This window comes from Variovorax sp. KK3 (assembly GCF_001984055.1).
Lineage (GTDB): Bacteria > Pseudomonadota > Gammaproteobacteria > Burkholderiales > Burkholderiaceae_C > Variovorax.
In genome coordinates, this window is sequence record NZ_LYVO01000001.1 from 165,077 (window position 1) to 184,711 (window position 19,635).

18 protein-coding genes are annotated in these 19,635 nt (G+C 66.9%); 13 read left to right on the forward strand and 5 right to left on the reverse strand.

Translation table 11 applies throughout. From position 1 onward, the window contains the following. Positions 1-35 precede the first annotated feature (35 nt). The 13 genes from B0W80_RS00840 (at position 36) to B0W80_RS00900 (ending at position 16,759) form a co-directional block, all read left to right on the forward strand. Positions 36-1,841 carry an extracellular solute-binding protein gene (locus tag B0W80_RS00840; protein WP_076997195.1) on the forward strand — a complete coding sequence of 602 codons (1,806 nt, stop codon included), beginning with the start codon at positions 36-38 and terminating at the stop codon, positions 1,839-1,841. Positions 1,842-1,887: 46 nt separating this feature from the next. After that, positions 1,888-2,916, forward strand: a complete 1,029-nt coding sequence (locus B0W80_RS00845; protein WP_076997196.1) for a microcin C ABC transporter permease YejB — start codon at positions 1,888-1,890, stop codon at positions 2,914-2,916. A 46-nt stretch (positions 2,917-2,962) separates the two neighbouring features. Then, a complete protein-coding gene (locus tag B0W80_RS00850; protein WP_076997250.1) occupies positions 2,963-4,036 on the forward strand; it encodes an ABC transporter permease in 1,074 nt (357 codons plus the stop codon). Further along, on the forward strand, positions 4,033-5,697 hold the full coding sequence (locus B0W80_RS00855) for an ABC transporter ATP-binding protein (RefSeq protein WP_083745110.1): 1,665 nt from the start codon (positions 4,033-4,035) through the stop codon (positions 5,695-5,697). Before B0W80_RS00850 ends, B0W80_RS00855 begins: the two co-directional genes overlap by 4 nt. Positions 5,698-5,721: 24 nt before the next feature. Continuing rightward, complete coding sequence (locus tag B0W80_RS00860; protein WP_076997197.1) at positions 5,722-6,924, forward strand: YbfB/YjiJ family MFS transporter; 1,203 nt, start codon at positions 5,722-5,724, stop codon at positions 6,922-6,924. Between the two features lie 155 nt (positions 6,925-7,079). Next, the gene (gene rimP / locus B0W80_RS00865; RefSeq protein WP_076997198.1) at positions 7,080-7,694 is read left to right on the forward strand and encodes a ribosome maturation factor RimP; all 615 of its coding nucleotides are present in this window, start codon (positions 7,080-7,082) and stop codon (positions 7,692-7,694) included. Positions 7,695-7,711: 17 nt separating this feature from the next. Beyond that, positions 7,712-9,196 (forward strand): transcription termination factor NusA, encoded by a 1,485-nt coding sequence (nusA, locus tag B0W80_RS00870; protein WP_076997199.1) that lies wholly within the window; start codon positions 7,712-7,714, stop codon positions 9,194-9,196. Positions 9,197-9,220: 24 nt separating this feature from the next. Continuing rightward, complete coding sequence (infB, locus tag B0W80_RS00875) at positions 9,221-12,139, forward strand: translation initiation factor IF-2 (protein WP_076997200.1); 2,919 nt, start codon at positions 9,221-9,223, stop codon at positions 12,137-12,139. A gap of 21 nt (positions 12,140-12,160) precedes the next feature. Further along, positions 12,161-12,532 carry a 30S ribosome-binding factor RbfA gene (gene rbfA, locus B0W80_RS00880; protein WP_076997251.1) on the forward strand — a complete coding sequence of 124 codons (372 nt, stop codon included), beginning with the start codon at positions 12,161-12,163 and terminating at the stop codon, positions 12,530-12,532. 2 nt (positions 12,533-12,534) lie between these two features. Next, positions 12,535-13,479, forward strand: a complete 945-nt coding sequence (gene truB, locus B0W80_RS00885) for a tRNA pseudouridine(55) synthase TruB (protein ID WP_076997201.1) — start codon at positions 12,535-12,537, stop codon at positions 13,477-13,479. After that, positions 13,476-15,311 (forward strand): translational GTPase TypA, encoded by a 1,836-nt coding sequence (gene typA / locus B0W80_RS00890; protein ID WP_076997202.1) that lies wholly within the window; start codon positions 13,476-13,478, stop codon positions 15,309-15,311. Before truB ends, typA begins: the two co-directional genes overlap by 4 nt. A 34-nt stretch (positions 15,312-15,345) precedes the next feature. After that, positions 15,346-16,227 (forward strand): DMT family transporter, encoded by an 882-nt coding sequence (locus tag B0W80_RS00895; RefSeq protein ID WP_179106798.1) that lies wholly within the window; start codon positions 15,346-15,348, stop codon positions 16,225-16,227. Between the two features lie 85 nt (positions 16,228-16,312). Beyond that, on the forward strand, positions 16,313-16,759 hold the full coding sequence (locus B0W80_RS00900; RefSeq protein WP_076997204.1) for a YXWGXW repeat-containing protein: 447 nt from the start codon (positions 16,313-16,315) through the stop codon (positions 16,757-16,759). A gap of 20 nt (positions 16,760-16,779) precedes the next feature. Here the strand turns inward: B0W80_RS00900 and B0W80_RS00905 are convergent, their stop codons facing one another. Genes B0W80_RS00905 through smpB form a run of 5 tightly spaced genes read right to left on the reverse strand, consistent with a single transcriptional unit; the run spans position 16,780 to position 19,591 of the window. Beyond that, positions 16,780-17,169 (reverse strand): ATP-binding protein, encoded by a 390-nt coding sequence (locus B0W80_RS00905; RefSeq protein WP_076997205.1) that lies wholly within the window; start codon positions 17,167-17,169, stop codon positions 16,780-16,782. 33 nt (positions 17,170-17,202) lie between these two features. Next, positions 17,203-17,937 carry an anti-sigma factor gene (locus tag B0W80_RS00910; protein ID WP_076997206.1) on the reverse strand — a complete coding sequence of 245 codons (735 nt, stop codon included), beginning with the start codon at positions 17,935-17,937 and terminating at the stop codon, positions 17,203-17,205. A gap of 16 nt (positions 17,938-17,953) precedes the next feature. Next, a complete protein-coding gene (locus B0W80_RS00915) occupies positions 17,954-18,463 on the reverse strand; it encodes a sigma-70 family RNA polymerase sigma factor (RefSeq protein WP_076997207.1) in 510 nt (169 codons plus the stop codon). Between the two features lie 60 nt (positions 18,464-18,523). Beyond that, positions 18,524-19,099 (reverse strand): putative colanic acid biosynthesis acetyltransferase, encoded by a 576-nt coding sequence (locus tag B0W80_RS00920; protein WP_076997208.1) that lies wholly within the window; start codon positions 19,097-19,099, stop codon positions 18,524-18,526. A 15-nt stretch (positions 19,100-19,114) separates the two neighbouring features. Next, complete coding sequence (gene smpB, locus B0W80_RS00925; RefSeq protein ID WP_076997209.1) at positions 19,115-19,591, reverse strand: SsrA-binding protein SmpB; 477 nt, start codon at positions 19,589-19,591, stop codon at positions 19,115-19,117. Positions 19,592-19,635: the final 44 nt, after the last annotated feature.

Sequence of the window (19,635 nt, forward strand, 5' to 3'; positions counted from 1 at the left end):
AGCGACCTCGTGAAAATCTTGGGCAGAATTCTCGCATGCGGGTTCTCTGGCTCCTGTGTCTGTCTTGGTGTGCGATGCCCGCCTGGGCTGCGCATGGATACGCGCTTTGGGACGACTTGAAATACCCCCAGGGCTTCAGGTCCTTCGACTACGTGAACGCCGAGGCGCCCAAAGGTGGCGAACTGCGTCTGGTGAGCAACCTGCGCTACTCCACCTTCGACAAGTACAACCCCTTCACGATCAAGGGTTCGGCGCCCGCCTATCTGGCCGGCATGCTGTTCGACACGTTGCTGGCAGGCTCGATGGACGAGACTGCATCGGGCTACGGCTTGCTGGCCGAAGACGTCAGCGTGGCGGCCGACCGTTTGAGCGCCACTTTCCGGCTGCGGCCCGAGGCGCGCTTCCACGACGGTTCGCCGGTCGAGGCCGCCGACGTCAAGCACAGCTACGACACGCTCATCAGCCCCTTCGCCCAGCCGGGCTACAAGACGCTGCTCGACGAGGTGGAGGGCGTCGACGTGCTCGACGGGCGCACCGTCAAGTTCCGCTTCAAGAAGCCGAACCGCGAACTGCCGCTGGTGGTGGGCGGGTTGCCGGTCTTCAGCCGCAAGTGGGGCATGGAGAACGGCAAGGCCAAGCCCTTCGACCAGGTCGTGATGGACATCCCCATCGGAAGCGGCCCTTACAAAATCGGGCCAGTGCGCTTCGGCAAGGACATCACCTACGTGCGCGACCCGAACTACTGGGCGCGCGACCTCGGCGTCAAGCGCGGCACCGGCAACTTCGACCGCATCACCGTCAAGATCTACAAGGACAGCACGGCACGCCTGGAGGCGCTGAAGGCCGGCGAGTTCGACATGATGACCTTCTATTCGGCCGGCGATTGGGCGCGCCGCGTGAACGGCAGGCGCTTCGACACGGGCGAACTGGTCAAGTACGCGTTTCAGCACAAGCAGCCTTCCGGCTTTCAGAGCTATGTGCTGAATTCGCGCCGCGATCGCCTGAAGGACCCGCGCGTGCGCGAAGCCCTGGGCCTGGCGCTCGACTACGAGTGGATGAACCGCCAGATGTTCTACGGCGGGTATCCGCGCGTGAAGGACCTGTTCGGCAACACCGACTGCGCGGCCGAGGGCTTGCCTTCGGCCGAAGAGCGCGCCCTGCTGGAGCCTTGGCGCGGCAAGATTCCCGATGCCACCTTCGGGCCGATGGCCGTGCCGCCCACCACGGAGGGCGAGGGCCATTCGCTGCGCGACAACCTGCGCCGCGCCCAGCAGTTGCTGAAAGACGCAGGATGGGAATACCGCGACGGCGCCCTGCGCAACGCCAAGGGCGAGCCGATGGTGCTCGAGTACCTCGACAGCAAGGAAGGCGGCGTACGCACCGTCTCGCCCTGGGTGCGCAACCTCGAGAAGCTCGGCATCTCGCTCAAGTTCGCATCGGCCGATTTCGCGCTGTACCAGCAGCGGCTGGACAAGTTCGAGTTCGACATCACCACCATCAATTTTCCGGGCACCCACAACCCGGGCCAGCAACTGGCCGAGATCTTCGGCAGCAAGGCCGCCAAGACAGAGAGCTCGGGCAACTACATGGGCGTGAGCAGCCCGGCCGTCGACGCGCTGGTGGCCGACATCGTTCGCGCCGACACCAAGGCCGAACTGCTGCCGGCCTGTCGCGCGCTGGACCGTGTGATCATGCACAGCCATTACCTCATCCCGCAGTGGACCCTGATGTCGCATCGCATGGCCTACAACGCCTGGCGGCTGGGCTTCAAGCCACCGATGCCACCCTATGCGGGCGGCGAGGACTGGGTCATGTCGACCTGGTGGGCCAAGAAGCCATGAGGCCGCGAAGCCGCTAGGGCGCCAGGACCCCAGGACAAGGACACACGTGCTCGGCTACATCCTCAAGCGGCTTCTGCTTTTCATCCCGACCCTGCTGGGCGTGGTTCTCGTGACCTTCATGGTGGTGCAGTTCGTGCCCGGCGGGCCGGTGGAGCAGTACCTGGCCGAGGCGAAGGCGGGCGTGCCCGGCGGTGTCGAGTCCGGCGGCTCGAACTACCGCGGCGACCAGGGCGTCGACCCGAAGCGGCTGGCGGAGATCAAGGCGCTGTACGGCTTCGACAAGCCGGCGCACGAGCGTCTTTGGCAGATGCTGGGGCAGTTCGCGCGCTTCGACCTGGGTCGCAGCTTCTTCCAGAACAAGGACGTGTGGACCTTGATCCTCGAGAAACTGCCGGTCTCGATCAGCCTCGGCCTGTGGACCTTCTTCATCAGCTATGGGGTGGCTGTGCCGTTGGGCGTGGCCAAGGCGGTGCGCGCCGGCACGCGTTTCGATCTGGTCACCACGCTGCTGATCCTCGTCGGCTATGCGATACCGGGCTTCGTGCTGGGCGTGGCGCTCCTGGTGGTGTTCGGCGGACAGCTGCAGTGGTTTCCCCTGCGCGGGCTGACCTCGGCCAACTGGGACGACATGAGCTGGGGCGCACGCATCGTCGACTACCTGTGGCACATCACGCTGCCCGTCACGGCGATGGTCATCGGCAGCTTCGCGGTGACGGCCATGCTGACCAAGAACGCCTTTCTCGAAGAGATCCGCAAGCAGTACGTGTTGACCGCGCGGGCCAAGGGCCTGGGCGAGCGGCAGGTGCTGTGGAAGCACGTGTTCCGCAACGCGCTGATCCCGATCATCACGGGCCTTCCGGCCGCGTTCGTCGGTGCCTTCTTCACCGGCTCGCTGCTCATCGAGACCTTGTTCTCGCTCGACGGACTCGGTCTGCTGGGCTACGAGAGCGTGATCCGGCGCGACTACCCGGTCGTTCTGGGCACGCTCTACCTCTTCACCCTGATCGGCCTGGCGACCAAGCTGATCAGCGACCTCAGCTACGTGTGGGTGGATCCGCGTGTCAAGTTCGATTGATTCCACGGCCCCTCCCCAGGTGCGGCCCGAGCTGGGCACGGTGCCGCTGCCGCCATCGTCGGAGCCGGCCCGCACAGGCGCGGAGCCGCGGGCCGCGGGCCTCAGCCCCGGCCGGCGCGCGTGGCTGCGCTTCAAGCGCAACCGGTTGGGTTACTGGAGCCTGATCCTGTTCTGCGTGATGGTGGTGATGAGCCTCTTCGCCGAGGTGCTGTCGACCGACCGGCCGCTGGTGCTTCGCTACGAAGGGCAGTACTACTTCCCCGTGGTGCGCGACTATTCCGAGAAGACCTTCGGCGGCGACTTCGAGACGCCGGCCGATTACCTCGATCCGTTCATTCGCGAGCGCATCACGCAGGGCAGCAATTGGGCGCTGTACGCGCCCAACACCTACGGGCCCAAGACGCTCAATTACTTCGCCAAGTCGCCGAGCCCGGCCGCACCCACGCGCGACAACTGGCTGGGCACCGACGACCGGGGCCGCGATCTGCTCGCACAGCTGCTGTACGGCTTTCGCGTGAGCGTGCTGTTCGGGCTTGCATTGACCGCCATCGGCACGGTGCTGGGCGTGGCTGCCGGCGCGGTGCAGGGCTACTTCGCGGGCAAGGTCGACCTGGCCTTCCAGCGCTTCATCGAGATATGGAGCTCCATGCCCGAGCTCTATCTGCTGATCATCTTCAGCGCGATCTTCGCGCCCAGCGTGGCACTGCTGCTGATCCTGCTGAGTCTTTTCGGCTGGATGGGCCTGTCGGACTACGTGCGCGCGGAGTTCCTGCGCAACCGGCAGATGGACTACGTGCGGGCCGCCCGCGCGCTCGGCGTGAGCAACCTGCAGATCATGTGGCGCCACATCCTGCCCAACAGCATGACGCCGGTCGTGACCTTCCTGCCTTTTCGCATGAGCGCGGCGATCCTCGCGCTGACTTCGCTGGACTTCCTGGGGTTGGGCGTACCGCCGGGGACGCCGTCGCTGGGCGAATTGCTGAGCCAGGGGAAAGCCAACATCGACGCCTGGTGGATCTCGATCTCGACTTTCGGCGTGCTGGTGCTGACACTGATGCTGCTGACCTTCATGGGCGACGCGCTGCGCGACGCGCTCGACCCGCGGAAGGCGGATCGATGAGCGCGGCCGGGTCGGCAAGGCCGGAAGACAGTCGGCGCGACGGCGGCATGCTGCTGTCCGTCAGAGACTTGCGCGTCGCCTTCAATGGCAAGACCGTCGTGCACGGTGTCGATTTCGACATCGCGCAGGGCGAAAAGCTGGCGCTGGTCGGCGAATCGGGGTCAGGCAAGACCGTGACGGCGCTGAGCCTGCTGCGGCTGGCGTTGAACGCCGAAGTCTCGGGTAGTGCGCGGCTAGCAGGCAACGGCGAAGGCAGGCAAGGCCAGGACGCGCGCGAGCTGCTGTCGTTGCCCGAGCGCGCGCTGCGCGGCGTTCGCGGCAAGGAGATCGCGATGATCTTCCAGGAGCCCATGACCGCGCTCAACGCGCTCTACACGGTCGGCGACCAAATCTCCGAGGTGCTGGAGCTGCACGAAGCGATGCCGCGCAGGGCGGCGCAAGACGCGGCAGTGCAACTGCTGGCCGACACCGGCATCCCCGAACCGCAGCGTCGCGCCGCGGCCTTTCCGCACCAGCTCTCGGGCGGGCAGCGGCAGCGGGCCATGATCGCCATGGCACTGGCCTGCAAGCCTCGACTGCTGCTGGCCGACGAGCCCACCACCGCGCTCGACGTCACGGTGCGCGCCCAGATCCTCGAACTGCTGGCCGATCTGCAGCGCCGCTACGGCATGGCGGTGCTGCTGATCACGCACGACTTGAACCTTGTGCATCGTTTCGCCGATCGCGTGGCGGTCATGGAAAACGGCCGCATCGTGGAGCAGGGGGCGGTCGCTTCCGTCTTCGGCGACCCGCAGCATGCCTACACCCGCAAGCTGATCGACAGCCGACCGACGCGCGAGTTGTCCGCGGCGCCTGCTGCGCCGGCCGAGGCCGTGCTGGAAGCGCGTGCGTTGCGGGTCAGCTACCCGGTGTCGCGCCCCGGGCCGGCCGGCTGGTTTCGAAAGGGCGAGTTCGTGGCGGTGCAGGGCGCCGACTTCCGCATCGGCCCCGGCGAGACGCTGGGCGTGGTGGGCGAGTCGGGGTCGGGCAAGTCCACGCTGGCCTTGGCCGCGCTGGGCCTGCTGCCGCACGGCGGCACCCTGGGCGTCGCCGGTCAGCGTTGGAGCGAGAGCGGCGCGGTCGACCGGTCCTTGCGCCGTCAGATGCAGGTGGTGTTTCAGGACCCTTTCTCGTCACTGTCGCCGCGAATGACGGTGGAGCAGATCGTGGGTGAGGGCTTGACGGTCCACGCTCCGGAACTCGACCGCGCTGCCCGGCGTACGAAGGCTCTTGCGGCCCTTGCCGACGTCGGCCTGACCGAGGCGCAGTTTCCGGCGCTGCTCGACCGCTATCCCCATGAGTTCTCGGGCGGGCAGCGTCAGCGCCTGGCCATCGCGCGGGCGCTGATCGTCGACCCGCGGCTTCTCGTGCTCGACGAGCCGACGAGCGCGCTCGACGTGACCATCCAGAAGCAGGTGCTCGGCCTGCTTCAGCGGCTGCAGCGCGAGCGTGGCCTCAGCTACCTGCTGATCACCCACGACGTCGAAGTCATCCATGCCATGGCGCACCAGGTCATCGTGATGAAGGACGGTGCAATCCTGGAATCCGGCGAGGCGCTGCGCGTGCTCGATGCGCCGGAGCACCCGTACACCCAGACGCTCGTCGCCGCCGCGGTTGGCTGATTCGAAAAAGACGGCTCCGCGCGAATGTCGATGATCGGAAACAGCAGGCGCGACGCCTGGCGCGCGGCGCTGGCCTGCATGGTGGCGCTGGCAGTGGCGATGGGCCTGGGCCGCTTCGCCTTCACGCCCATGCTCCCGGTGATGCTGCACGAGGGCAAGCTCGACCTGCCGCAAGGCGGGCTGCTGGCTTCGCTGAACTATCTGGGCTACTTTCTGGGGGCCTTGTCTTGCGCGGCGATCCGGGTCGAGGCGAAAACCATGGTGCGCGGCGGCCTGGTCGCCACGGCCGTGCTGCTGCTGGGCATGGGGCTCTTGGAGGGATTCGGCTTGTGGGGCCTGCTGCGTGCGGCAGCCGGCGTCGTGAGCGCCTGGACCTTCGTCTACGCCTCCGGGTGGGGCCTGCGCAGGCTGGCCGAAACCCATGCGCCGGCGCTGCAGGGGGTGATCTACAGCGGTCCGGGCTTGGGCATCGCCGTCACCGGGCTGCTTGGCGGCGCGATCGGGCGATGGGGCTCGGAAGTGGGGTGGGTCGGCTTCGGCGTGTTGTCGGTCGTCCTAGTGGCCGGCGTCTGGCGCATCTTCGGGGACGGCGACCATCCGCACGATGCGGCACCGAATGCCGCGGGCGCTTCGGGCGCACCTGGCCCGGCGGCGGCCCGCAGCGACGCGCGCTGGCTGGTCGCGTTGTACGGCTTGGCCGGCTTCGGCTACATCATCACGGCGACCTTCCTGCCGGTCATCGCGCGGCAGGCGCTTCCAGGGTCGCCCTGGCCCGATTTCTTCTGGCCGCTGTTCGGCCTGGCCGTGGTGCCGGGCGCGCTGATCGGCGCGCGGGCACCGATCCGGTGGGACAACCGGCTGCTGCTCGCGGCGGCCTACGCGCTGCAGGCGCTGGGCGTGCTGTTGTCTGTGGCCTGGCCGACCATCGCAGGGTTCATGCTGGGCAGCCTGCTGTTGGGCGTGCCGTTCACGGCGATCACGATGTTCGCGATGCGGGACGCGCGCCGGTTGCGCGGAAACGCCGCCGCCGGGTTGATCGGCTATGCGACGGCGTCCTATGGCATCGGGCAAATCCTCGGGCCGCTCTTCGCGGCACCGCTGGCCCAGCGCACCGGCTCGTTCACCGTCCCCCTGCTGGTCGCCGCGGCGGTCTTGGCGCTCGGTGCGCTGCTGTTCTGCTGGGTCTGGTGGCGCGCGAGACGCTCGCAGGGCCCGGTTGCCATGTAGAAAACCTCGCCGTGTCCTACGATTGGCATATAATCTGAGACTCACGACCAAACGGGCGGGTACCAACCGCCCGTTTTTTATTGGTCGACGCATTTCCAGAAACGCCGGGCGGGCGGCGTTTCGGACACACACACACAAAAGGCGCTTTCAGACACGTGGCATTGCAGCAGGTAGTGGAACGAACCGTGGCCGGCCTCGGCTACGACCTGGTCGAGATCGAACGCTCGGCGGGGGGATTGCTGCGCGTCACGATTGATTTGCCATGGAGCGGCCCCACCTCCGATGCCGAAGCGCCCGAGGCCTTCGTCACGGTCGAGGATTGTGAGAAGGTCACTCGCCAGTTGCAGTTCGCGCTCGAGGTCGACAGCGTGGAATACAAGCGGCTCGAGGTTTCGTCGCCGGGCATCGACCGGCCCTTGCGCAACGAGCAGGACTTCCAGCGTTTCGCCGGCGAGGTGATCGACATCACGCTGAAGGCCCCGATGGGCGCCGCCGCTGGCGGCCAGGTGGCGGCCAACCGCAAGAAATTTCGCGGCACGCTGGAGCGGGTCGCAGGGGCCGATGGTTCGCAGGGCTGGCAGATCGTCTGGAGCCAGGAGCCCGACGGCAAGGCAGCGCCGAAGCCCGGCCAGAAGATCAGCAGCAAGCGCGCGCCCGCACCGATGCAGGCGCTGGGCTTCGCCCTGGACGAGTTGCGCGAGGCGCGGCTCGCCCCGATCGTGGATTTCAAGGGCCGCAGGCCCAGGCCCGACGCATTGGCGTCGGATTGAACAAGGAGAGTGGTGGCATGAATCGCGAAATGTTGATGTTGGTGGATGCGATCTCGCGCGAGAAGAACGTCGAGCGTGACGTCGTCTTCGGTGCGGTCGAATCCGCCTTGGCGCAGGCCACCAAGAAGCTCTACCAGGGCGACGTGGACATCCGCGTGGCGGTGGACCGCGACAGCGGCGACTACGAGACCTTCCGCCGCTGGCACGTGGTGCCCGACGAGGCCGGCCTGCAGCTGCCCGACCAGGAAATCCTGCTGTTCGAGGCCAAGGAAGAAATGCCCGACATCGAACTCGACGAGTACATCGAGGAAGCGGTGGAGTCGGTGCCGATCGGGCGCATCGGCGCCATGGCCGCCAAACAGGTCATCCTGCAGAAGATCCGCGACGCCGAGCGCGAGATGCTGCTCAACGACTTCATGTCGCGCGGCGAGAAGATCTTCACCGGGACGGTCAAGCGCCTGGACAAGGGCGACATCATCGTCGAGGCCGGCCGCGTCGAAGGGCGCCTGCGCCGCAGCGAGATGATCTCGAAAGAGAACCTGCGCAACGGCGACCGCGTGCGCGCCATGATCATGGAAGTCGATCTGACGCTGCGCGGCGCGCCCATCATCCTGTCGCGTGCGGCGCCGGAATTCATGATCGAGCTGTTCCGCCAGGAAGTGCCCGAGATCGAACAAGGCCTGCTCGAAATCAAGAGCTGCGCCCGTGACCCGGGCTCGCGCGCCAAGATCGCCGTGCTCTCGCACGACAAGCGCGTCGATCCGATCGGCACCTGCGTCGGCGTGCGCGGCACCCGCGTGAACGCCGTCACCAACGAACTGGCCGGCGAGCGTGTCGACATCGTTCTGTGGAGCGAAGATCCGGCCCAGTTCGTGATTGGTGCCCTGGCGCCTGCGAACGTGTCGTCGATCGTGGTCGACGAGGAAAAGCATGCCATGGACGTGGTGGTCGACGAGGAAAACCTCGCGATCGCGATCGGCCGCGGCGGCCAGAACGTGCGGCTCGCTTCCGACCTGACCGGCTGGAAGATCAACATCATGGACGCCAACGAGTCGGCGCAAAAGCAGGCGAGCGAGACCGACGCCAGCCGCAAGCTCTTCATGGAGAAGCTCGACGTCGACGAGGAAATCGCCGACATCCTGATCTCCGAGGGCTTCACCAGCCTGGAGGAGGTCGCCTATGTGCCGATCTCCGAAATGCTCGAGATCGAGAGCTTCGACGAAGACACGGTCAACGAGCTGCGCGCCCGCGCCAAGGATGCGCTGTTGACCATGGAAATCGCCCGCGAAGAGAACGTCGAAAGCGTTTCCCAGGACTTGCGCGATCTGGAAGGCCTGGACCAGGCCCTGATCCCGAAGCTGGCAGATGCGGGCGTGCACACCCGCGACGACCTGGCCGACCTCGCGGTCGACGAACTCACCGAAATCACCGGCCAGAGCGCCGATGAAGCCAAGAACCTCATCTTGAAGGCCCGCGAACATTGGTTCGCCGGCCAAGAGTGATGGTCATGGAGGCACGAAAGCAATATGTCCAGTACCACTGTCGCCGAGTTCGCGAACGAGCTCAAGAAGACTCCCGAAACCTTGCTTGACCAGCTCAAGAGCGCCGGCGTGCCCAAAGCGGCCGCCTCCGACGCGCTGACCGAAGCGGACAAGCAGCGCCTGCTCGGCTTCCTGAAGGCCAGCCACGGAACGGTCGAGCCCGAGCGCAAGAAGATCACGCTGACCAAGAAATCGACCAGCGAGATCAAGCAGGCCGATGCGACCGGCCGTGCGCGCACGATCCAGGTGGAAGTGCGCAAGAAGCGCACGTTCATCCAGCGCGACGAAGGTCATCCCGCGACGCCCGAGCCGGTGAGGGCGGTCGCGCCCGCGGTGGCCGCGGAGACGCCCGCCGCGCCGCGCATCGACGAGGCCGAGCTGGCTCGCCGCGAGGAAGAAGCGCGCCGTCAGGCCGAACTGATCCGTCGCCAGGAAGAAGAGCTGGCCGAGAAGCGCCGCCAGCGCGAGGAGGCCGAAGCGCGTGAGCGCGAACGCGTCGCGCAGGCCGAGCAGGTCGAACAGCAGGCGCGGGCCGCCCGCGCCAAGGCCGCGGCCGAAAAGGCCGCCGCCGTGACCGAAGGCGCTCCGGAAGCGCCAGAGGAAACCCAGGCCGAAGCCCAGCGCAAGGCTGCCGCCGAAGACGCCGCCAAGGCTGCTTCAGAGGCTGCTGCCGCTGCCCAGGCCAAGGCTGCCGCCGAATCGAAGGCCCGCGCCGACGAGGAAGCCGCCCGTGCCCGCGACCTCGACGAGCGCCGCCGCAAGGCCCTGGCCGAGGCCGAGGCCATCCGCGCGATGATGAACGCGCCGGCTCGCGTGCTCGTGCCCCACAAGGCGCCCGAGAAGCCTGTCGAGGCCAAGGCCGGCGTGAAGGGCACGTTGCACAAGCCCGCCACCACGCCGGGCACTCGCACGGTGGCGCCTGCACCCGGTGCGGCCCCGGCGCCTGCGGCCCCCGGAGCAGGCAAGGAAGTCAAGTCCGCCAAGCTCTCGTCGAGCTGGGCCAACGACACGGCCAAGAAGAAGGAAATCAAGACGCGCGGCGATGCCAGCGGCGGCGTTGGCCGCAGCAACTGGCGCGGTGGTCCGCGCGGCCGTCGCGGCAACGATCGCCAGGAAGAGCGCGCACCCGCGCCGGTGGTCGAGCAGCGCGTGCTCGAAGTGCACGTGCCCGAGACGATCACCGTCTCCGAGCTCGCGCACAAGATGTCCGTCAAGGCCTCGGAAGTCATCAAGCATCTGATGAAGCTGGGCCAAATGGCGACCATCAACCAGTCGCTCGACCAGGACACCGCGATGATCATCGTGGAGGAAATGGGCCACAACGCGGTGGTTGCCGCGCTGGACGATCCCGAAGCCTTCACCGACGAGGACGTGTCGGCGCAGGAGGCCGAGGCCCTGCCGCGCGCGCCGGTCGTCACCGTGATGGGCCACGTCGACCACGGCAAGACCTCGCTGCTGGACTACATCCGCCGTACCAAGGTCGCGGCGGGCGAAGCCGGCGGCATCACGCAGCACATCGGCGCCTACCACGTCGAAACCGAACGCGGCATGGTGTCCTTCCTCGACACCCCGGGCCACGAGGCGTTTACCGCCATGCGTGCCCGCGGTGCTCAGGCGACCGACATCGTGATCCTGGTGGTGGCGGCGGACGACGGCGTCATGCCGCAGACCAAGGAAGCCATCAGCCACGCCAAGGCGGCGAACGTGCCGATCGTGGTGGCGATCAACAAGATCGACAAGCCCGATGCCAACCTCGACCGCGTCAAGCAGGAGCTGGTGGCAGAGCAGGTGGTGCCTGAAGAGTACGGCGGCGACGTGCCTTTCGTGCCGGTGTCCGCGAAGACCGGCCAGGGCGTGGACGACCTGCTCGAGCAGGTGCTGCTGCAGGCCGAAGTGCTGGAGCTGAAGGCACCGGTCGAGGCCGCTGCCAAGGGTCTCGTCATCGAGGCGCAACTCGACAAGGGCCGCGGTCCGGTCGCGACCGTGCTGGTGCAGTCCGGCACGCTCAAGATCGGCGACGTCGTGCTTGCAGGCTCGACCTACGGCCGCGTGCGCGCCATGCTCGACGAGGACGGCAAGGCGACCAAGGCTGCGGGCCCGTCGATCCCGGTGGAAATCCAGGGTCTGACCGAAGTGCCGCAGGCCGGCGACGAGTTCATGGTGATGGGCGACGAACGCCGAGCACGTGAAATCGCGACCTACCGCGCGGGCAAGTTCCGCAACACGAAGCTGGCCCGGCAACAGGCCGCGAAGTTCGAGAACGTGTTCTCCGACATCGGCGCCGGCGAAGTCAAGACGCTGCCGATCATCATCAAGGCCGACGTGCAGGGTTCGCAGGAAGCGCTCGCGCAGTCGCTGCTCAAGCTCTCGACCGCCGAGGTCAAGGTGCAGGTGGTGTATGCGGCGGTGGGCGGCATCAGCGAGTCGGACATCAACCTGGCGATCGCCTCCAAGGCGACGGTCATCGGCTTCAACGTGCGTGCCGATGCCGGTGCGCGTCGGCTGGCCGAGGGCAACAACGTCAGCATCGAGTACTACAGCATCATCTATGACGCGGTAGACGAGCTGAAGACGGCGATGGCCGGCATGCTGGCCCCCGAACGTCGCGAAGAGGTCATCGGCTCGGCCGAGATCCGTACCGTGTTCGTGGCGTCGAAGATCGGCACCGTGGCCGGCAGCTACATCACGTCGGGCTACGTCACCCGCAGCGCGCACTTCCGCCTGCTGCGCGACAACGTGGTGGTCTACACCGGCGAGATCGAGTCGCTCAAGCGCCTGAAGGACGACGTGCGGGAAGTGCGCGAAGGCTTCGAGTGCGGTATCAAGCTCAAGAACTACAACGACATCAAGGAAAACGACCAGCTCGAGTTCTTCGAGATCAAGGAGATCGCACGGACGCTGTAAGCGTCTCCTGTGATGTCGGCCATGCCCAAGAGAAAATCCGCCGTCCCCAATCGCGCCTTCAAGGTCGCCGATCAGATCCAGCGTGATCTGACGGAGTTGATCGCGCGCGAGCTGAAGGACCCGCGGGTGGGCATGGTCACCATCCAGGCGGTCGAGGTCACGCCCGACTACGCGCATGCCAAGGTCTTCTTCAGCTTGCTGAAGGGCGATCCGGCCGAGACGACCGAAGCGCTCAACCAGGCCGCTGGTTTCCTGCGCAACGGCCTCTTCAAGCGTTTGCACATCCACACCGTGCCGACGCTGCATTTCCAGTTCGACCGCACCACCGAACGTGCCGCCGACATGAATGCGCTCATTGCGCAGGCTGTCGCCTCGCGTTCCAAAGAAGAGTAGCCATGAACGCGCCACGCACCAGGGTGCAGCGGCGCCCTGTGCATGGGGTGTTGCTGCTCGACAAGCCGCTGGGCCTCTCCAGCAACCAGGCCTTGCAAAAGGCCAAATGGTTGCTGCGCGCCGAAAAGGCCGGTCACACCGGCACGCTCGACCCGCTCGCGACTGGCGTGCTGCCGCTGTGCTTCGGTGCGGCGACCAAGTTCAGCCAGCTGCACCTGGATGCGGACAAGACCTACGAGGCGATCGCCCGGCTGGGCGTGCGCACCGCCACCGGCGATGCAGAGGGCGAGGTGATCGAGGAACGTCCGGTCATCGTTGCACCTGAAGACCTGGCGCGCGTGCGGGCGCAGTTCACCGGCCCGATCCGGCAGGTGCCGCCAATGCACAGCGCGCTCAAGAAGGACGGCAAGCCGCTCTACGCCTACGCGCGCGAGGGCGTAGAGGTCGAGCGCGCACCGCGCGACGTCGTGATCCATTCGCTCGAACTCGACGCGATGCCCGACGACTGCATCCGCATTCGTGCGACCGTCAGCAAGGGCACCTACATCCGCACGCTGGGCGAAGACATCGGTCAGGCGCTGGGCTGTGGGGCCCACCTGAGGACACTTCGACGCGTCGCGACGGGCGGGTTCGACGCCGCGCAGTGCGTGACGCTGCAGGCGCTCGAGGCGATGGACGAGGCGCAGCGGCTCGAATGTCTGCTGCCCACCGAGACGCTTCTTGCCGGCCATACGAACGTCACGCTGGCCGCCGAAGATGCGGCACGCTTTCTCTCGGGCCTGCGCCGCCGTGGCGGCTGGTCCGATGCCGAGGAAGTCGCCGTCTTCGGACAGGACCCGTATGCTTTTCTCGGCACTGCCCACGTGAAGGGCGGCGAACTCATTCCGGGGCGCTTGCTGAACCCCCTCGAAATACAGCAGACACTTTTGATCGAAGCCACACCATGAGCAACAAACAGATCCGCAACATCGCCATCATCGCCCACGTGGACCATGGCAAGACCACCATGGTCGACCAGTTGCTGCGCCAGTCCGGCACCTTCGCCGAGCACGAGAAGGTGGTCGACACCGTGATGGACAACAACGCCATCGAAAAAGAGCGCGGCATCACGATCCTGGCCAAGAACTGCGCCGTGACGTGGAAGGACACGCACATCAACATCGTCGACACCCCCGGTCACGCGGACTTCGGCGGCGAAGTGGAGCGGGCGCTGAGCATGGTCGACGGCGTGGTGCTGCTGATCGACGCGCAGGAAGGCCCCATGCCCCAGACGCGCTTCGTGACCAAGAAGGCGCTGGCGCTGGGCCTCAAGCCGATCCTGGTCGTGAACAAGGTCGACAAGCCGGGTGCGCGGCCCGACCACGTGGTCAACGCCGCCTTCGACCTGTTCGACAAGCTGGGCGCGACCGACGATCAACTCGATTTCCCGGTGGTCTATGCCTCCGGCATCAACGGCTGGTCGTCGATGGAAGAGGGCGCGCCGGGCGAACAATGGGGCCCGGACATGTCGGCGCTGTTCGACACCGTCCTTCAGCACGTGCCTGCGCACGAAGGCGATCCCGAAGCACCGTTGCAGCTTCAGATCTCCGCGCTCGACTTCTCGACCTTCGTCGGCCGCATCGGCGTGGGCCGCATCAACGCCGGCACCCTCAAGCCCATGATGGACGTGGTGGTCATGGAAGGCCCGGACGGCAAGACGATCAAGGGCCGCGTCAACCAGGTGCTGACCTTCCAGGGCCTGGAGCGCGTGCAGGCGACGGAAGCCGGCCCCGGTGAGATCGTGCTGATCAACGGCATCGCCGACATCGGCATCGGCGTCACGGTGACCGACCCGGCGACCCCGGCGCCGCTACCGATGCTCAAGGTCGACGAGCCCACGCTGACCATGAACTTCTGCGTGAACACCAGCCCGCTGGCCGGCCGCGAAGGCAAGTTCGTCACCAGCCGCCAGATCTGGGACCGGCTGCAGAAGGAACTGCAGCACAACGTGGCGTTGCGCGTCGCTGAAACGGACGAAGAAGGCGTGTTCGAAGTCATGGGTCGTGGCGAACTGCACCTGACCATCCTGCTGGAGAACATGCGCCGCGAGGGCTACGAAATGGCCGTGTCGAAGCCGCGCGTGGTGTTCCGCGAGGTCGACGGCGAAAGACACGAGCCCATCGAAATGGTGACGGCCGACATCGAAGACCAGCACCAGGGCGGCGTGATGCAGGCGCTGGGCGAACGCAAGGGCGAACTCGTCAACATGGAGCCGGACGGCAACGGCCGCGTGAGACTCGAATACCGCATCCCGGCGCGCGGCCTGATCGGCTTCTCCAACGAATTCCTGAACCTGACGCGCGGCACGGGCCTCATCTCGAACATCTTCGACAGCTACGAGGCGCACAAGGGCGACATCGGCGGCCGCAAGAACGGCGTGCTGATCTCGATGGACGACGGCGAAATCTTCACCTACGCCCTGGGGAAGCTGGACGACCGCGGCCGCATGTTCGTGCGGGCCAACGATCCGGTGTACGAAGGCATGATCGTCGGCATCCACAGCCGCGACAACGACCTGGTCGTCAACGCCACCCGCACCAAGCAGCTCACCAACTTCCGCGTGTCGGGCAAGGAAGACGCGATCAAGATCACTCCGCCGATCGACCTCACGCTCGAATACGGCGTCGAGTTCATCGAAGACGACGAGCTGGTCGAAATCACGCCGAAGAGCGTGCGCCTGCGCAAGCGCTTCCTGAAGGAACATGAGCGCAAGCGCGCCAGCCGCGAAGGCGCCGTCTAGGACGGGCCTGACCCACGGCCGGGCTGTCTGGCTGATGGTCGCCGTGACCCTCATGTGGGCCACGGCGGGTGTGGTGACGCGCCATCTAGAGCACGCGCGCAGCTTCGAGATCACGTTCTGGCGCAGCTTCTTCACCTTCGCCGCGCTGATCGTGATCCTGCCGGCCTGGCAGGGCCGGGCGGTTTTCGGCAGCATCCGCTCGGGCGGCCGGGCGCTCTGGATCTCCGGCGTCTGCTGGGGTGTGATGTTCACTGCGTTCATGGTCGCGCTCACCTTGACCAGCGTGGCCAATGTGCTGGTGACGATGGCGCTGGGGCCACTGCTGACCGCGCTGGCCGCGCGCGTCTTCATCGGGCACCGGCTCCCCCTGCGGACCTGGCTTGCGATCGTGGTGGCCGGCATCGGCATCGGCTGGATGTACGGTACCCAACTCGGCCACGGCGACCAGGGCGTGCTGGCGGGGACGCTGGTGGCGCTTTGCGTGCCGCTGGCCGGCGCCTGCAACTGGACCGTGGTGCAGCACGCCCATGGCAAGGGGCATGACGTGGACCTGGTGCCTTCGGTGCTGATCGGCGCCGCCCTGTGTTCGCTTTTTACGCTCCCCCTCGCATGGCCGTTTCAGGCGAATGCGCACGACGTCGGCCTGCTGGCCTTCCTGGGCGTGTTTCAGCTCGCGATTCCCTGCGTGCTATCGGTGCTCTGCGCGCGGGTGCTCAAGGCGCCCGAAGTCGCGCTGCTGGCACTGCTCGAGATCATCTTCGGCATCGCGTTCGCCTGGCTGGGCGCGGGTGAAGAGCCTGCGCCGAGCGTGCTGGCCGGGGGCGCGATGGTGATCGGTGCCCTGGTGTTCAATGAATGGCTGGGCTTGCGCGGCCGGCGCGCCGCAGCAGCGGTTGCGGTGCCCGGCCCGCACTAACGTGGGGTTTCACCGACTTCGCGCCGTTTCTTCGGCGCGTTCTGGGTGGGCCTTGATCCGTACTTTGTTTCGACAGGAATTCCCGATGCGACTTTTCGCTCTCGTGCTGGCTGCAGCGGCGGCCACGACCTCCATGGGCAGTTCGGCCCAGGTGCAGGTGCACATCAACGTCCCGGGCATCGTCACCGTGGCGCCGCCCGCGCCGCGTTACGAGGTCGTGCCGGCGCCTCGCGCGGGCTACGTCTGGGCGCCCGGCCACTGGCAGTGGAATGAAAACGCCTATGCGTGGCGCCGTGGGTATTGGGAGCGGTCGCGGCCAGACTATGCATATGCGCCGGGGCGCTGGGTGCGTGCCGACGGAGGCTGGCGCTGGGTCGAGCCGGGCTGGAAGCATTCGGGCAAGCGCAGGCACGGGGGGCGTGATTTCGAGGATCGCCACCACCGCCACGACGATCATCGCCACGGGCGCGATGACCACCGTCATGGCGGCTACCACTGCCCCCCTGGGCAAGCCAAGAAGGGGCACTGCTGAGCGCAGCGCCCCGGCGGCCATCAGGGCCGCGCGACCTTCCAGACGTTGTTGACGCCGTCACCCGTGCGGTCGCCGACCTTCGCATCCTTGGTCCAGTAGTAGAGCGGCCAGCCCTTGTAAGCCCACTGGCGCTTGCCGTCGTCGCGCGTGACGATGGTGTAGGGGCCCATCGGCTTGGCGCCGTCGGCGGCTGCCAGCGGCGGCCAGTTGGTGGCGCAGGGGCCGTTGCATGCCGATTTGCCGCTATTGGCGGCATCGCGATCGAAGGTGTAGAGCGTCATGCCGTTCGGGCCGATCAGCACGCCGTCGGCTGTGCGGGTCGGCGTGTCCGGCGCCGATGAAGTCTTGGACATGCCGCCGCAGCCGGCCAGCAAGGCGGCCGCGAGGATCGAGGCGCTGAGCAGTTTCATTTGAGTTTTCTCCTTGGGGTTGATAAATCGTCGTCACAGCTGGCGGTAGACCGCATCGGCCAGGCCCAGCAGTGCCTCCCGCGACAGCGGGCCCGTCAGCGCATAGCCGAGGCCCTGGTCGATCCAGTAGAAACTGGGTACCGGACCCTCGGCGGAATAGCGAAACGCCGTTTCGTCGGCCTGTCTGGCCGACGCCGGCTTCTGCGCATTTCGGTCCAGGCTGCCGATGTAAAGGGTCAGCCGCTGACCATCGCTGTTCTCGAACATGAACTGTGCCCTGGCGCCCTCGCTGCCCGGCAGCAGACGACCACCGACCAGCACGTAGCCCTGCGCCGACAGATCGGGCACCTTGAGCGGGCGGTCGAGTCGTCGCGACAGCCACTGCACAAGGTGCTGCTGTTCCGTGGCCGCCACTTCGACAGGGTGGCGCTTTTCGGGCGCGTACACGGCGTGCGCCACGGCTGCCGCATGAACGAACTCGCGTGCCGCCGGCGCCGACGCGAGCATCGCTGCGCTCTGCTGGGCGGACCAGCCCAGATGGCCGAGCCAGCCGATGCCGAAAGCCAGCAGCAAGCTGGCCGCGATGCCGCCCCACCGCAGCCAGGCCACGTGCAGGCTCTGCCGGGCCGCCACCTGTTCGGCGGCCGCCACCAGCGAGGGCGGCACGGGCTCGTCCAGCACGTCGCGATGCAGCCGGCGCAGGGCATCGCGCTGGGCGCGCCAGCCGGCCTGGTCGGTGTCGGGTGGTCTGGCTGAAGGCGGCTTCATCACGATGCGCTCGACTTCACTTGAGGCGACGCAGGCCGGGACGCCCGGCGGCCGGCGGCGGCGCGCCTTCCATCAGGTCCTGCAGCCGCACGCGTGCCCGCGCCAGGCGGGACATGACCGTGCCCAGAGGAATGTTGAGTACGCGAGCCAATTGTGCGTACGACAGGTCTTCGAGCGCCACCAGCAGCAGCACCGCGCGCTGGTCTTCGGGCAGCATCATCAGGCAGCGCTGCAGGTCGATGGCACGGTCGCGGCTGCCATCGGCCCCGGGCAATTGCGGCCCCAGTTCGTCGATGTCCGCCGTGGCGCGTGGCGGTGCGCGCCGGGCCTGGCTGGCGAACACGTTGTGCATGATCGTGAAGAGCCACGCCCGCAAGTCGCTGCCGATGATCCACAGCTGCCATTTGTGGCAGGCGCGTTCCAAGGTGTCCTGCACGAGGTCGTCGGCGGCCCAGGCATCCGCCGTCAGCGCGCGCGCATAACGGCGCAGGCTGGGGATGTGGTCGATGAGGGCTCGTGAATCCATCGCTGCACAAACGCCTGGGCGTTGCAGTTTATTCCCGCGCCGCAAAAAAATATCGGTCTTCTAACGCTCGGGTCGAAGCACCCGCGGCTTCAGGGCCCGTGCCGGGTTGCCGCCGTATACCGTCCAGGCGTCGAGCGAGCGGAATGCCACCGCGCGGGCGCCCAGCACCGCGCCTTCGCCCACCGTCACGCCGGGGCCCACGAAGGCCTCTGCCGCGATCCAGGCGCCAGCGCCGATGGTGATGGGGCTGGCCGTCAGCTGGAAGGTCGGCGAGGCGATGTCGTGCGTGCCGGCGCAGAGGTGCGCGCCCTGCGAGACCAATGCGGCCTGGCCCAACGTGATCGGCGCCATGTTGTAGCAGTTCACTCGCTCGGCCAGCAGGGCGCGGTCCGCAAGGTGCAGGTGGGGCGGATACCAAACCTTGGCGCTGCCGCGCACATCGCACGACTCGCCCAGCTGCGCGCCGAAGAGCTTCAGCAGGAAGCGGCGCCAGAAGCGCATCTGCGGCGGCGTCCAGGAGGCCAGCACGGCCCAGCTGACGTTCCAGGCCGCTCGCAGCAGGCGGTTGCGCAACGAAAAACTGGGTCCGCCCTCGAGCGGGTTGGTGCTCTCGGCGTCGAGCGGTTGTGCGGCCATGGAAGAGGGCTCCTTCTAGCGGTTGCGGCTTTTCATCGCGCGTTCGACCTCGCGCTTGCCTTCGCGGTCCTTGATGGTGTCGCGCTTGTCGTGCTCGGCCTTGCCCTTGGCCAAAGCGATCTCGCACTTCACCTTGCCGGCTTTCCAATGCAGGTTGAGCGGCACCAAGGTGTAGCCCTTCTGCTCCACCTTGCCGATCAGGCGGCGGATCTGTTCCTTGTGCAGCAGCAGCTTCTTGGTGCGCACGGAGTCCGGGTTGACGTGGGTCGAGGCGGACTTCAGCGGATTGATCTGGCAGCCGATGACGAAGAGCTCGCCGTCGCGGATCACCACGTAGCCATCCGTCAGCTGCACCTTGCCCTCGCGCAGCGACTTCACTTCCCAGCCTTCCAGCACCATGCCGGCCTCGAAGCGCTCTTCGAAGAAGTAGTTGTAGGCGGCCTTCTTGTTGTCCGCGATGCGCGAAGGAGTGTCTTGTTTCTTGGTAGCCATGGCTTCGTCAGTTGGGGGCGCATGGCAACCGCTCAACTTCTGGC

What these genes read in the sequence shown, in the direction of transcription:
- B0W80_RS00840 (WP_076997195.1), top strand. Translation starts at nt 36, where the DNA reads ATGCGGGTTCTCTGGCTCCTGTGTCTGTCTTGGTGTGCGATGCCCGCC.
- B0W80_RS00855 (WP_083745110.1), top strand. Translation starts at nt 4,033, where the DNA reads ATGAGCGCGGCCGGGTCGGCAAGGCCGGAAGACAGTCGGCGCGACGGC.
- B0W80_RS00860 (WP_076997197.1), top strand. Translation starts at nt 5,722, where the DNA reads ATGTCGATGATCGGAAACAGCAGGCGCGACGCCTGGCGCGCGGCGCTG.
- nusA (WP_076997199.1), top strand. Translation starts at nt 7,712, where the DNA reads ATGAATCGCGAAATGTTGATGTTGGTGGATGCGATCTCGCGCGAGAAG.
- infB (WP_076997200.1), top strand. Translation starts at nt 9,221, where the DNA reads ATGTCCAGTACCACTGTCGCCGAGTTCGCGAACGAGCTCAAGAAGACT.
- rbfA (WP_076997251.1), top strand. Translation starts at nt 12,161, where the DNA reads ATGCCCAAGAGAAAATCCGCCGTCCCCAATCGCGCCTTCAAGGTCGCC.
- truB (WP_076997201.1), top strand. Translation starts at nt 12,535, where the DNA reads ATGAACGCGCCACGCACCAGGGTGCAGCGGCGCCCTGTGCATGGGGTG.
- typA (WP_076997202.1), top strand. Translation starts at nt 13,476, where the DNA reads ATGAGCAACAAACAGATCCGCAACATCGCCATCATCGCCCACGTGGAC.
- B0W80_RS00895 (WP_179106798.1), top strand. Translation starts at nt 15,346, where the DNA reads ATGGTCGCCGTGACCCTCATGTGGGCCACGGCGGGTGTGGTGACGCGC.
- B0W80_RS00900 (WP_076997204.1), top strand. Translation starts at nt 16,313, where the DNA reads ATGCGACTTTTCGCTCTCGTGCTGGCTGCAGCGGCGGCCACGACCTCC.
- B0W80_RS00905 (WP_076997205.1), bottom strand. Translation starts at nt 17,169, where the DNA reads ATGAAACTGCTCAGCGCCTCGATCCTCGCGGCCGCCTTGCTGGCCGGC.
- B0W80_RS00910 (WP_076997206.1), bottom strand. Translation starts at nt 17,937, where the DNA reads ATGAAGCCGCCTTCAGCCAGACCACCCGACACCGACCAGGCCGGCTGG.
- B0W80_RS00915 (WP_076997207.1), bottom strand. Translation starts at nt 18,463, where the DNA reads ATGGATTCACGAGCCCTCATCGACCACATCCCCAGCCTGCGCCGTTAT.
- B0W80_RS00920 (WP_076997208.1), bottom strand. Translation starts at nt 19,099, where the DNA reads ATGGCCGCACAACCGCTCGACGCCGAGAGCACCAACCCGCTCGAGGGC.
- smpB (WP_076997209.1), bottom strand. Translation starts at nt 19,591, where the DNA reads ATGGCTACCAAGAAACAAGACACTCCTTCGCGCATCGCGGACAACAAG.